This is a genomic window from Pseudalkalibacillus sp. Hm43 (genome assembly GCF_051842935.1).
In the GTDB taxonomy this organism is placed as follows: domain Bacteria; phylum Bacillota; class Bacilli; order Bacillales; family Fictibacillaceae; genus Pseudalkalibacillus.
Genome location: NZ_JBPXRR010000001.1, coordinates 325,281 through 337,733 on the forward strand (window position 1 = coordinate 325,281; position 12,453 = coordinate 337,733).

At 41.8% G+C, this 12,453-nt stretch carries 16 protein-coding genes and 1 pseudogene; 11 read left to right on the forward strand and 6 right to left on the reverse strand.

Going from position 1 to position 12,453, the window contains the following annotated elements:
* Positions 1-118 precede the first annotated feature (118 nt).
* The 6 genes from ACSVDE_RS01750 (at position 119) to ACSVDE_RS01775 (ending at position 4,115) form a co-directional block, all read left to right on the forward strand.
* Positions 119-1,660 (forward strand): hypothetical protein, encoded by a 1,542-nt coding sequence (locus ACSVDE_RS01750; protein WP_439299240.1) that lies wholly within the window; start codon positions 119-121, stop codon positions 1,658-1,660.
* A 117-nt stretch (positions 1,661-1,777) separates the two neighbouring features.
* The gene (locus ACSVDE_RS01755; RefSeq protein WP_439299241.1) at positions 1,778-2,140 is read left to right on the forward strand and encodes a VOC family protein; all 363 of its coding nucleotides are present in this window, start codon (positions 1,778-1,780) and stop codon (positions 2,138-2,140) included.
* On the forward strand, positions 2,137-2,547 hold the full coding sequence (locus ACSVDE_RS01760; protein WP_439299242.1) for a VOC family protein: 411 nt from the start codon (positions 2,137-2,139) through the stop codon (positions 2,545-2,547). The genes ACSVDE_RS01755 and ACSVDE_RS01760 overlap by 4 nt, the downstream gene beginning before the upstream one ends.
* A gap of 12 nt (positions 2,548-2,559) precedes the next feature.
* Complete coding sequence (locus ACSVDE_RS01765) at positions 2,560-3,045, forward strand: GNAT family N-acetyltransferase (RefSeq protein WP_439299243.1); 486 nt, start codon at positions 2,560-2,562, stop codon at positions 3,043-3,045.
* A 20-nt stretch (positions 3,046-3,065) separates the two neighbouring features.
* Positions 3,066-3,725, forward strand: coding sequence for an alpha/beta hydrolase (locus ACSVDE_RS01770; protein WP_439299244.1), 660 nt, complete (start codon positions 3,066-3,068; stop codon positions 3,723-3,725).
* Positions 3,726-3,734: 9 nt separating this feature from the next.
* Positions 3,735-4,115, forward strand: coding sequence for a hypothetical protein (locus tag ACSVDE_RS01775; protein ID WP_439299245.1), 381 nt, complete (start codon positions 3,735-3,737; stop codon positions 4,113-4,115).
* Between the two features lie 34 nt (positions 4,116-4,149).
* On the opposite strand, the gene ACSVDE_RS01780 is transcribed toward ACSVDE_RS01775, so the two are convergent.
* Both ACSVDE_RS01780 and ACSVDE_RS01785 read right to left on the reverse strand, forming a co-directional pair.
* Positions 4,150-5,553, reverse strand: a complete 1,404-nt coding sequence (locus tag ACSVDE_RS01780; RefSeq protein ID WP_439299246.1) for a DUF4179 domain-containing protein — start codon at positions 5,551-5,553, stop codon at positions 4,150-4,152.
* Positions 5,534-6,073, reverse strand: a complete 540-nt coding sequence (locus ACSVDE_RS01785; RefSeq protein ID WP_439299247.1) for a sigma-70 family RNA polymerase sigma factor — start codon at positions 6,071-6,073, stop codon at positions 5,534-5,536. The genes ACSVDE_RS01780 and ACSVDE_RS01785 overlap by 20 nt, the downstream gene beginning before the upstream one ends.
* Before the next feature lie 168 nt (positions 6,074-6,241).
* On the opposite strand from ACSVDE_RS01785, the gene merR reads away from it, so the two are divergent.
* The 5 genes and pseudogenes from merR to ACSVDE_RS01810 all read left to right on the forward strand — a co-directional run bounded on the left by merR (position 6,242) and on the right by ACSVDE_RS01810 (position 9,794).
* Complete coding sequence (gene merR / locus ACSVDE_RS01790) at positions 6,242-6,640, forward strand: Hg(II)-responsive transcriptional regulator (RefSeq protein WP_439299248.1); 399 nt, start codon at positions 6,242-6,244, stop codon at positions 6,638-6,640.
* A 12-nt stretch (positions 6,641-6,652) separates the two neighbouring features.
* A complete protein-coding gene (gene merF, locus ACSVDE_RS01795) occupies positions 6,653-6,865 on the forward strand; it encodes a mercury resistance system transport protein MerF (protein ID WP_439299249.1) in 213 nt (70 codons plus the stop codon).
* 6 nt (positions 6,866-6,871) lie between these two features.
* Positions 6,872-8,260 (forward strand): annotated as a pseudogene (gene merA / locus ACSVDE_RS01800) (mercury(II) reductase); the annotation flags it as partial.
* 272 nt (positions 8,261-8,532) lie between these two features.
* Positions 8,533-9,360 (forward strand): DUF3224 domain-containing protein, encoded by an 828-nt coding sequence (locus ACSVDE_RS01805; protein ID WP_439299250.1) that lies wholly within the window; start codon positions 8,533-8,535, stop codon positions 9,358-9,360.
* Between the two features lie 35 nt (positions 9,361-9,395).
* Complete coding sequence (locus ACSVDE_RS01810) at positions 9,396-9,794, forward strand: hypothetical protein (protein ID WP_439299251.1); 399 nt, start codon at positions 9,396-9,398, stop codon at positions 9,792-9,794.
* Between the two features lie 62 nt (positions 9,795-9,856).
* Here ACSVDE_RS01810 and ACSVDE_RS01815 read toward each other — a convergent pair whose 3' ends face one another.
* From ACSVDE_RS01815 to ACSVDE_RS01830, 4 genes are all read right to left on the reverse strand, one after another.
* Positions 9,857-10,315 carry an SRPBCC family protein gene (locus ACSVDE_RS01815; RefSeq protein WP_439299252.1) on the reverse strand — a complete coding sequence of 153 codons (459 nt, stop codon included), beginning with the start codon at positions 10,313-10,315 and terminating at the stop codon, positions 9,857-9,859.
* 1 nt (position 10,316) lies between these two features.
* Positions 10,317-10,625, reverse strand: coding sequence for an ArsR/SmtB family transcription factor (locus tag ACSVDE_RS01820; protein ID WP_439299253.1), 309 nt, complete (start codon positions 10,623-10,625; stop codon positions 10,317-10,319).
* A 309-nt stretch (positions 10,626-10,934) separates the two neighbouring features.
* Positions 10,935-12,065: a DNA polymerase III subunit beta gene (gene dnaN / locus ACSVDE_RS01825; RefSeq protein ID WP_439299254.1), complete on the reverse strand. Its 1,131-nt coding sequence runs from the start codon at positions 12,063-12,065 to the stop codon at positions 10,935-10,937.
* 66 nt (positions 12,066-12,131) lie between these two features.
* Positions 12,132-12,305 carry a hypothetical protein gene (locus ACSVDE_RS01830; RefSeq protein WP_439299255.1) on the reverse strand — a complete coding sequence of 58 codons (174 nt, stop codon included), beginning with the start codon at positions 12,303-12,305 and terminating at the stop codon, positions 12,132-12,134.
* Positions 12,306-12,453 lie beyond the last annotated feature (148 nt).

Genomic DNA, 12,453 nt, shown 5'->3' on the forward strand with positions numbered 1-12,453 from the left:
AGAAATTTTCGGTATGTATACTTTTATTCTATTCCATTCCATTAAGCCGGTATACAAATTAGCCTATTCAGATTATTGTTTTGGAATATTATGTTAATATGGGTGTGAGGTGAGGGAAATGAGTAAAAAGTGGATGAGCTGGTTAGGTCCAATCCTCATATGTATCCTTTTCATTGGATTACTGCTTTATCATTACTTGGAAAAAGAACGAGCTTTACCAACGGAAGACTGGAGCAGGACCATTACCGTCATGGATTCCACTGGGAAAAGTAAACCATATGTGTATGAAGAAGGGAATCAGTTCCATCTGTACCAATCCGATGAGCAAAAGGTTCTTCATTATGTTGTCAACGATTTGAAAGTTCAAAAACAGGAAAGCATACAGGCACAGATTTCGAGTACGTCCTATTTTTGGGCAAAAGAGGATCAATTGCTGTATTTCAAGGACAACACAATCTTCCACAACGATGGTCAGACAGAGAACATATTATTTGAAGATGTGCAGGGAATGAAAGCAACACCTGATCAAGTCGTCTATTGGAACGACAACGAAATCTATACCATCGAGACGGAATCTTTGGAAAGCCGCCTAGTAGCGAAGAGCGAATTTCCAATAGAAGACATCATCTTACATAACGACCCAAACGCCTTCATCGTCCTCTCAGACCGCGCATCAACAGATTTGAAGGTCCACTATTTTGAAAAAGAAGCCGACTTATACCAACCGACAAAAATTACTGAAATTTCAGAAGCGGGCGTCGCTGAGTATACTGGGATGGACTTTGTTGAACAAGATGGGAAGCTCCACCTGGTATTCACGACATACAGTACAGCCCAGCAGAAATTGAATTACAGAGCCTATTACGCATCCATTGAACCTGGTAGCAATCAGAAGCCTGATTTCAAGGAAATGCTCTTCCATCTGGAAAAAACGGGGGAGCGATTGTTCAAACCAAGAGATTTAGAAATCTACATGAAAGAAGATACACCGACGGTCCTGTTCTCAACAGATGGCAGAACAGTAGGAAAGCAGGTGGCCTCGAACATCTACATGGCAACCATACAAAACAACAAGTGGGTTGCCAAGCGGATCAGTACGAGTAAGGAGTCATCTGAACAACCCCAGCCGTTAAACGATGGGACGGTCGTATGGCTCGATTATACGGGAAAAGAATACAATCTCAGTGGTTCATCAAACAATCCTGAAATCGTCGAACAGAGTCAACAGATTACTTCTGACGATTGGGCAAACGCAACATCCAATGCCATCTCCGGTTTGTTCACAGGATTTTTGATCTTACTCATCGCATCCATTTGGATCGCGCCACCAGCCATTTTCTTAGTACTCGTCAACTTTATAAAAGAGGAATCCCTGGATGAAAACAAATCCTGGGTGTTATGGGCAAGTATCTTGATTTATTTAGGAATACAGCTGACATTGATGCCGAAAGTGTTCAATCGTTCCTTCTTTATGAATGCGCCGGATTATCTGACGTTTTCTGGGACGATGTATATCCTTCCGTTGGTTTTCGCCCTATTTGCCTACGGAATGATGAAAGCAGGGACAGACCAATCATGGGGAATCATCAGCCGCGTTTCTTACTTCGTCGGTGTCAATCTCCTCATTTTCATTACTCTGATTGGGCCATATACGATTTAATACGGAATACATCGCTCCTTTTCACGAAGGAGCGATTTTTTATGAATTGGAAGGGAATTACAGAAGCTGTGTGGAAGTGATAGTTTATGCTTTTTTTACATATAGGAGGAGTAACAGATGAACCAATTATCCGGAGTAACATTTCAAGTAAGAGTTTCTGATTTTGATAAAGGGAAGGAATGGTATGAAAAGCTCTTCAACCGAAAGGCGGATTTCATTCCTCACGCTGATTTTGTGGAATGGGAGATCATTCCGAATACATGGCTTCAAGTTTCTAAAGGCGTCCCTTCAGTAGGAAACGGACCACTACGAATCGGAGTGGAAAACATACAGGAAGAACGCATCCGTCTAATGAAAAAATTCCAGATCTCGATAGAAGATGTGAACACAAGAGAAGGCGTGCCGGTGAAATGGTGTACGTTTGAAGATCCTGATGGAAATCTCATTGGGCTATATGAAGAATTGAAGGTCACAACATGAGTTTAATGCGTGTAGGGACGACTTATATTCCGGTATCTGACGTCACGAAAGCAAGCGATTGGTATGTGGAAAACCTGAAGGCCGAATTGAACTATAAGGATGAGAAGAAAGCGATCCTCAATCTGGCGAACCAGAGCTTTTTCCTCGTTAAAACAGATGGTCAAGAAACGGCTAATTTTACAGATGAAGATGGACAAGAGCGGTTTTCGCTCACGTTCGAAGTGGATGGACTGGAGCAGTTGAAGTCCCTCCATAAAAACTTCCAACAAAACGGGATCCGGGTAGGAGAAATCGAAGACCGAGGTCACGCAGGGAACAATTTCGTATTTTATGATCTGGACGGGAACAAGTTCGATGTATGGAGTGAGCTAAGCCCGGAGTTCAAAGAAAAATATCAAATCACATAACGAGGAAACATCATGAAATTATTGAAGACGGCAGAGTTGCCGAAAGAAATACGGACAACTTTTTTCAGAGAGCATTGGGGCAGCCCTGAAATGGTCATCTCATCAGGCACCTACCGATGTGATGAACTGGATGGTTTCGCTGTTCTGAATCGAGAGGGGAATATCCTCGGAATGATCACCTACGTGAGTCAGAACGATTTCCTGGAGATTATGTCTCTGGATAGCCTTAAGGAGAACAGAGGGATCGGTTCAATGCTGATGGAAGTAGTGGAACGAGTGGCAGTAGAGCTTGGGGTAAGTACCATCCGGCTCATTACCACAAATGACAATCTGAATGCATTGAAGTTTTACCAGAAAAGAGGCTATCACCTTGTGGAGGTTTTTCCTGGTGCGGTTGAAAGGGCTCGTACAATGAAACCTGAAATTCCGTTGATAGCTGACAACGGCATTCCCATCCGGGATGAGCTACTTCTCGTCAAAAATATGACAGGTCATTAAAGTGGCAAAGGAGCAAGAGGATGAAATCTGAAAGAAAGTCTGTAATCGTTGACGGCAAAAAGGTCGAATATACTTTCATTGATAATGATGGTGACAAAGTCTGTTTCATGTTTTCAGGTGCGAGCTATTTGTATGATAATCCATTATTCTACTATTCAACGATGCTCATGCTTGAGCACAAATACGATGTCGTGTACATCCATTTTTCTTACAAAGACGAAGAACTAGATCTTCCAATGGAATCAATGACGAACGTGATAGCAAAAGATGTTGATGGAATCATGGAAGAAGTGTTGAACATAAAATCATATGAAGAAAAACTACTTTTAGGAAAGTCCTTTGGAACCATTCCGATCATCAACGCTTATATGAAAGATGAGCGCTTTTCAAATACCAAAATGGTCATCTTAACACCATTAGTAAAATTCGATAGGATCTTCAATAATCTGATGGATGCTGAACAAGCAGTCTATCTTGTCATCGGAACTGATGATCCGCACTATATCTCAGACAGAATCAATACGCTTACTGAAAAAGAGAACATCGTGCTGGAGGAATTTCAGGGTGCAAATCATTCCCTGGACAAACAACCCTTTAAAACGATACAATCTCTGGAACTTTTAAAAGAAACGCTGATGGGTATGCAAGTGTTTTTGGAAGAAAAGGTGTTAAACCATTAGGAGGAAAAAATGAAAGTAGCAGAATTAGAAAATATCATAGATTTTAAGAAGCTTACCATTGTAGAATTACAGATTACACTGCAAGAGGAATATGGAGGGAAAAGGCTCAAGTTCCTTACGCCTTCAGGATTCATTGAAGCGGACATCCGTACTCATGAACCTGAGAGTTTTGATGAATTTCCCAACCTGGGAGCGGCATTGGGCAAGATGGAAACAGACCCGAATGTCGTTGTCCCTGAAAAAGAAGTATTAAATGTACATGCATGTGTCTATTTAAAAGATGTGAAAATTACTCCGCTCGCTTCCCCAGATATACCAACTTACCTAGATGAGTTCGTATTGTTCACAGATCATATCATGGGACTGACGCTTGCAGATACTTATAGATAATAAAGACGCCCTAGCCAGGGCGTCTTTATTTTTACTATTTGAGTTCGATTTTAACTGGGTCTAGTTTGATAGCGTTGTTTATTGTTAAGGCACCGAATGGAACCATAAGCGAGTAATCTTTCATATCAAATGATTTTGGGTTATTTATTGGAATACGTGTTTGAAATTGCATTTTTTCTTTATCGACAATTTCAGAAGTTTGTTCCCATGTCGCATGACCTAGCAAGTCATTCTTATCTGCAATATATCCGTATTCATCGAAGGTTATTTCAGCTGTTGGTACGATTTTTATCCGAGTGGCGAAATTCTGTAGTGTGTTCTTTTTTAACGAATCTTTGTTATTAAGCGTGTAATTGAATACTAATTCATCTTCATCCATTTTAACTTCGTTCACAGTAATGGACGTATCAAAGCGTTCACTCTGTACTTGAAAAGGGACAGAAGTATTCAATGATTGGAAGATTTCTTGTTCATCCAGATGTAGTTTAGGGGCTATCATAAGAAAGTCTGCCTCTTCATCAATCTTACTTGTGAACAGTTCTCGGTAAGTAACAATCCAATTCCCATCAACGAATTGCCTTTCAATTGGATTTACATTCGATTTCATTAATCGTTGCTTCTGATCATCCGTAACCGTTAAGTTCATGTAGTCTAACTTTCCATCCTTCGGCTTTTTCACCTGATACTCAATCAATGTCGTCGCTTTACCTTTTGTAATCGTATTAACAGATAGTTCATAGGCACCGTCTTCAAATGTGGATGTGCCAGCGACTTCTAGTTTTTCAGCCGGGATTTGTTTCACAGGCACTTCGAACTTCCATTTTCCGAACACATCGGCCATATGGGTGAAGGTGAGAGGCAATGTGAATTCTTCTGGCAGCTCTTTTTTATCGTTGTAAAATTCAATGGCTCCTATGAACGTACCGTCATTCGTTTCTTTTAACTGAGTCGAACTGGCTGACCATTGATTTCGGTCTTTCCCATCGAATATATGATAACTGTATCCAGCAGCTGGTCGATTACCGAGGTCCATGTTTTCAATCGTCAGTTTGTCGCCTTTTGCTTCGAACGTGACTCCAATGACATTCCCATCATAGTAAGCGTTCGTAATCGTCACATCGACACCTTTACTTGTCGCTTTTTCATCTAATTCTGTTACGAGATCGCTTGCGAACAGTTCACTTCCGACCGATAGATGCTCGTAAATTGAGCCAAGTAAAGGGACCTGAGCAAGTGCATGGTTCATTGGGGCGAACAGAAAGCCAGATGCGAGCACGAGTGAAGCGGCGGCTGAGGAAAACACCGCGCTAAGCTTGAACGCTTTTTTCCTTTTCTTCAATCGACGTCCATCCTTCATGCCATTTGAAATCGCTTGGAATACATCATCTTTCGAGACCTCGATTTTTTCTGTCTCTTTTTCAAACCAATCTTTGTTCATAAATATTCGCCCCCTCCAACTGTTTCTTCAATTCTTGCTTAGCACGATGCAGATACGTTTTAATCGTGCCTTCAGGTTTGTCCATCGTTTCTGCAATCGTTTGGATCGACTGATCATGGTAATAAAATAGAATGATAGCTGTCTGATATGGAATGCTTAAATGACCAATTGCCTCGGCTAGGTCCAGACGATCTTCCGTCTTTGGACTTTTCTGATCGCGAACCATGGTTAAAAAGTCGTCACCATTCAAAACAACCTTCTTTTTCTTTTTCAATAAATCGTAAGCAGTCCGGATCAAGATCTTTGTAAGCCATGTACTGAAGTATTCAGGCTGCTTCAATTGACCAATGGACATGTAAGCCTTGCATACCGTATCTTGAACGATGTCGAGTGCATCATCTTTATTTCGAACATAGAGGAAAGCAGTCCGATAAAGCTTTTCGTGTTGCTCTCGAATGAGTGTTTCAAAGGCTTCCTCGTTTCCTTTGATCGCTTTTTTCACAAGCTTTGTATGTGTCATGTTCAACCTCCCATCACCCATTAGAGCACTCAGAAGAATGATAAGTTTCAAGTCTTTTCATCTTTTTCATTTTATCGTAAAAATTGATTTTCCAAGTATAAAATCGGTATCTTTTGATTGACCCTGTAGTATGGTACAGGGTTTATGATTGATAAAGAGGTGATCGAAATGGCGTTTCGAACGGGTGAGTTAGCAAAATTATCTGGAGTGAATAAAGAGACGATCCGTTACTATGAACGAATTGGGATTTTGCATGAACCACCGAGGAATGAGTCCGGTTATCGGGTCTATCCTGAAAGTGCCTTACAACGGCTTACATTCATCCGCAAGGCACAAGAGCTTGGGTTTACCTTGCAGGAAGTGGATCAACTGCTCGGGGTCGTCGATCAAGATGATCAACGTTGTCAAAACATGGCTGATTTTACAGCAGAAAAGATCATTGAGATTGAACGGAAAATTTCGGATCTCGTGCGAATGAAAAAGATATTAGAAGATTTGAATGAACGGTGTGAAGAAAATGATGATTTATATACTTGTCCAGTAATTGAACGGCTGACAGAAGAATAGAGGGTTGAGTTGATGAAAAAAGAGAAAAGGTTATTAACAGGGGCGATCATTGGAACGGTATTGACGCTCATTTGTTGTGCGACACCGATTTTGGTCATCCTGTTTGGGGCGATTGGCCTGGGGGCATTCACAGGTTACCTCGACTATGTGTTGATACCAGCGCTTTTTGTATTCATTGGTTTGACGATTTACGCCTACGATAAATATCGAAAAAGGAGTGGATAATCGATGTATGATTTGATTGTAATCGGATCTGGGGCAGCTTCTTTCTCAGCAGCGATCAAGGCAGTTGAAGGAGGAGCGAAAGTAGCGATGGTAGAGAAGGGGACAATCGGCGGAACATGCGTCAATATTGGATGTGTACCATCGAAAACGATGCTCAGAGCGGGAGACATCCAACGTTTGGCCAACAATCAGCCATTCAATGGACTGTCCACGAAAGCTGAAGCCCCCGACTTTGCTCAACTGAAAAAACAGAAAGATGAATTGGTGGGACGACTCAGGAAAGAAAAGTACGAAGATCTGATCAAGGAATATGGCATTGATTTACTGCAAGGTGAAGCCAAATTCATGGGTCAAAACACGATTTCTGTAGCGGACCATACCTACTCATCAGAACATTTTTTGATTGCAACAGGAGCCTCACCATCTATTCCAGAGATTCCTGGACTGAAGGACGTAGATTATTTGACGAGTACAAAAGCGCTTGAATTATCGGAAATACCGAAACGGATTGCTGTAATCGGAGCTGGATATGTAGGAATGGAGCTTGGAGAAATGTTTCACAACCTTGGGGCTGAAGTTACGCTTCTCCAGCGAGGTGAACGCCTGATGAAAGAGTACGATCCTGAAATTTCCGACGTTGTAGGAGATATTTTGAGTAACAAAGGCATTCAGTTTGAAAAAGGCGTAACCTATCACAAAGTCGATGAGGATAAGGGCATAAAAATCATACATTACACACGAAACGGAGAAGAAAAACAGCTTAAAGTGGATGAGGTGATTGTAGCAGCAGGAAGAAAACCGAATACAAGTGCACTCCAACTTAAACAGGCGGGAGTCGAAACGGGGGAAAACGGCGAAGTACGAATCAATGAATATCTCCAAACCAATGTGCCACATATTTTTGCAGCTGGAGATGTTATTCTTGGCCCGCAATTCGTTTATGTTGCTGCCTATGAGGGCGGTCTTGTTGCAAAGAACATCCTACAAAAGGAAAAAGAAAAAGTGGATTTAAAAACAGTACCAGCAGTCACATTTACGAATCCATCGATAGCAAAAGTGGGACTCACAGAGGAAGAAGCAATTCAGGAAGGGTATAGGGTTGCGACTTCGACGTTACCGTTGGATGCTGTTCCAAGAGCATTAGCCAATCACGAAACCCAAGGGTTGTTCAAAATTGTGGTAGAAGAGAATTCCAAACAAATTCTTGGTGTACAAGTGGTCGCAGAAAATGCAGGTGAAATCATTTACGCTGCAACTCTAGCGGTCAAATTCAAACTGACAGCAGAGGATCTCAAAGAAACAATGGTTCCTTATTTGACCATGGCAGAAGGAATCAAGCTTGCAAGCCTATCGTTTGATAAAGACGTATCTAAGCTCTCCTGTTGTGCAGGATAAATACCTAGAGTGTGACCCTCATGAGGGTCACACTTTTTTTTATAGTACCGGCTTGAGCGTCTATTTTTACCGAACTCTAAAGGAATATCCGTTCAGAAATCGAATAAGCAAATAGAACGATGAAGTTTTCGAAAAAAATACCAATGTTATGCCGAAATGCTGTTGTTTCCTCCGAATGACTATAGGGAGGGGAAAACAGAGAATTGATTTTACCTCTTATCGTGTGTCGTTATCGAATGATTTTTTCATTTATAAAGGGGAGGTAGTTGGTTATGGAAGGACAAGCATCATCTATCATAAAAATAAAACGAGGGAGCGAAATCCCTTACAGTGACATTAAAGGTGGACCTAAACTGACAAAAAGTCATTTTGAAATGAGTTATGAAGGTGACCTGCGTGGAGAAGGTATACTGGAAGAATTGAAATGTTATTTTACAGAAACCGCTGCAACGGTATATGGCCTGGAGCGATTTACGGGCAATATCGGAGAGCGGATCGGCAGTTTTGTCATTGAACATAACGGAACCTTTGAAAACGGAGTTCTCTCGTCCACGCAAAAAGTGATTCCACAATCAGGCACAGGAGATTTGAAAGGGATCGAAGGCGTTTTTGATGTAGAGTCGACACAATCGGATGCCTTTTCGATTACGTTCAATTATTCATTTGATGAAGAGATGGCGACTTTCCTCAAAGAAAAGGAAGAGGAAGAAGACAAATACATTGAAGAAGAAATCATCATTGCCGATCAGTGGCTGGATGCATGCAATGCGCTAGAAATTGAAGCCTTATTGGAAATCACATCTCCAACCATTGAGATTTCAGGTCCGAGAGGCTCCGGTTTCGGAAAAGGACTGTTGGTCGATTGGCTGGAGCGAACAGGCCTGAAACTCGAAACGCTCTCCATCTATGGCAGAAAAGGCGTACTGGTTTATGAGCAACACGCGAAATGGAGTGGACAAGAAGGCAGGACAGCAGGTGAAGCGAATGCTGCCTCAGTCCTGAAAGTGAAAGATGGTAAAGTCGCTTTCATCGCAAGATTCGATAGCCTTGAGAAAGCGTTGAAAGAAGCTGGCATCCAAGAGAGTGATAAAGTTTTATAATGGTGTACAAATAGGATGCGAAAGGATGGGACGAGATGTCTCTAGTCAATGCCGAAACATTATCCATTTCCATTGATTGCAGTGTGAATAAAGCGTACGCGTACATTTCTAACCCGGAAAATCTGCCTCAATGGTCGTTCTTCAAATCTGTTAAAAAGATAAATGACCAGTGGATTGTTGATGGTGGGGATGGTCCAATGAATTTTCGTTTCGTCGATCACAATGTTTTCGGCATTCTTGATCACTTTGTTACACCTTCGCCAGAAGAGTCGATCATGGTGCCGATGCGTGTGTTTCCTAACGGTACAGGCTGTGAAGTGACCTTAACGGTTTTCCAGCAGCCGATGATGTCAGAAGAGCAGTTCAACCAGGACATTTCTCAAGTACAGCAAGACCTGGATACGTTAAAACAATTGTTGGAACAGTCATTCTGATTCTTCAATACTTCAATATATAAGGAAAGGCTACCGGCGAAATGCCAGTAGCCTTGTTCTGATTAAACTTTTACAGCGGGTAACGTTTTGCCGGATTCCAGAAGTGTTTTCAGGTTGCTGAGAATGGCTGGCCATCCGTTGTTGACGCCCTGGAAGGTGTCCATATCTTCTACGAAGTCTGAGTCGACGAGGTTCTCGTGGATCACTGTCAGTTTTACAGTGTCCTCCATTTGTTTCAAGTCGAAAGTGACGACCGTCGTTTCATCTCGCTCGGTAGGATCTTCCGGTGAACTCCAGGTGTATGTCAACCGTTGATATGGCTCACTCTTTAACACCTTACCTTCTATATCCACACCACCCTTGTCCCTCAAAAAAGTAACTTCAGAACCTTCTTTCCAATCCGAAGAGACGCGGTGTCCAAAGAAGTATTGTTCCGTAAAATCCCCGGAAGTCAGTGCTTCCCACACTTTTTCAGGGGTAGAAGCGATGTACGTCGAGTATACGAACGTGCGGTTACTCATCCTATTCCTCCTCTAATTTAGATTTCAGCTCATTTAGTGCCTCTAAGCGATGTCGGTAGTATTTTCCAATCCAACGATCATAGATTTCACTGATGGGAGCAGTGTTCAGATAGTGCTGTTTGCTGCGTCCTTTCCAAACGACAGTGACGAGGTTCGCCTCTTCTAGTAGTTTCAAGTGCTTCGTAACAGCTTGCCTCGACATCTCAAGGTGTTTACAGAGTTCACTCAATGTCTGTCCATTCTTTATGTAGAGTGAATCCATCAATTTTCTCCGACTGGCATCGGCCAGTGCTTTAAATACGTTGTCCATGTTTGTATTATATGCAACTAAATGGTTGCGTGTCAATTGATAATCGATTTTTACTGTTTTTGATGAGCGTTGGGAGTGAAATTATGCATAATGAGGCATGAAAGTGGTTAAAACGGTTTTGTTTTAAGATGTAACCACAGGATCTGATGTATTTCCCATAAAAAACGTTCTATTTCCGATAAAAATGAGAAATTATAGATCAGATTTCCGGTTTTCCCATAAATATGAGAAATTATAGATCAAAATCAGAAATGATAGATCAATTCCATAAAAAAGAAGCTGACCAAAGTCAGCCTCTACTATACAAACTTATGAACGCACTGGGGAGATAAGGTGAACCTGGTCATCTTCTTCGGTTGCCGGCTTGATGAGGATCGGGCGCATCGAGCCGTTGAAACTGATGGAGACCTGGTCGTCTTTCAACGTTTTCAGTGCATCAATCATTAACTGACCATCAAACGAGATTTCCAATGATGGCTCCCCGATGATTTCCTTGATTTCCTGTGTTTCCTTGATTTGTCCCACTTCTGATGAGGTGGAAGAAATCTGCAGTTGACCCTCTTCACTGATGGCAAGGTTCACATTGTTATTCTTTTGATCGCTCGCCAGGAAATAGGATCGATCAATTCCTTCAAGCATCTGTTCCGTATCCATGATGATTTCAGTTTTCATATCTGTAGGAATCAATCCTGTTGTACTTGGATAAGCTCCTTCGATCAATCTTGAATACAGCTTGATTTGATCCGATTGGAAAAGGACATGGTTTTCACTGATGGAAAGTTCCACTTCTTTTGAGAACGACGAGCGAAGCTTCATAAACTCCTTCAAGGTCGAGCTCGGCACGATACACGAAAACTCATAATCCGCTTCAACCGGTAATGATTGCATGGCTAGACGGATTGAATTGGTTGCTACACATGAAAGCTTTTGATCGTGAAACTCCATGTGCAATCCCGTCAATGCAGGTCTTGTCTCATTTTTTGCAACCGCAAAGAGCGTATGTTGAATCATTTCCGCAAAATCATCCCGATTCAACATCAAACGCATATCCGTGTTCGCTTTCGGGAATGGAGGGAACTCATCGACTTTCAATTGATTCAACCTTGTCACGATGGAACCGGATTGGATTTTTACAAAGCGATGGTCGTCTACTTGGATTGAGACCTTGGCAGGCATTCGCTTGACGATTTCACTGAAATGTCTGCTCGGGACATGGACTTCGCCTGGCTCTGTAATTTCAACGATCGTTTGCCCGTCAACCACTGCAGGGATATCCCTCTGGATGAACAAGTCCAAGTCTGTCCCGATTATAGTCAGACCGTTATCTTTTGCCACTAAACAAAAACCTGCTGTGGCTGGAATCATGCTTGATATGGAAATCCCTTTTCGAATATCGGAAATCGCTTCATAGAAGTAGTGTTGATCCACTGTAAATTCCATTGCTGTTAAACTCCTTTTATGTCAAATCTTAAAGGAAAAACTGACCGACGAAGTTCGTCGCTCAGCTTAACTTCCTCCGTTCATGTACTCGTTGTCACCCATTACATAATTCGTGCTTTCACCTTGTTTTGCGTGCGAATTGATGGGACGTTCACCTTTGTTATTGTTGCGTCTTCTTCTCCAATCAATTATACCGGCAAAAGCAAGGAGACCGCCTAAATAAATGAAAAACCAACCCATGAAACATGCTCCTTTCAGGAGGAATCGCATTTGCAGTTTTCTTACCCTTATACTAACATTAAATTCCATTAGATGTTGATCCATGATTAAAAATGGTAAATTAGGATTCTTCTAGACTTCTTGTAATACACTTTGTATAGGATGAACA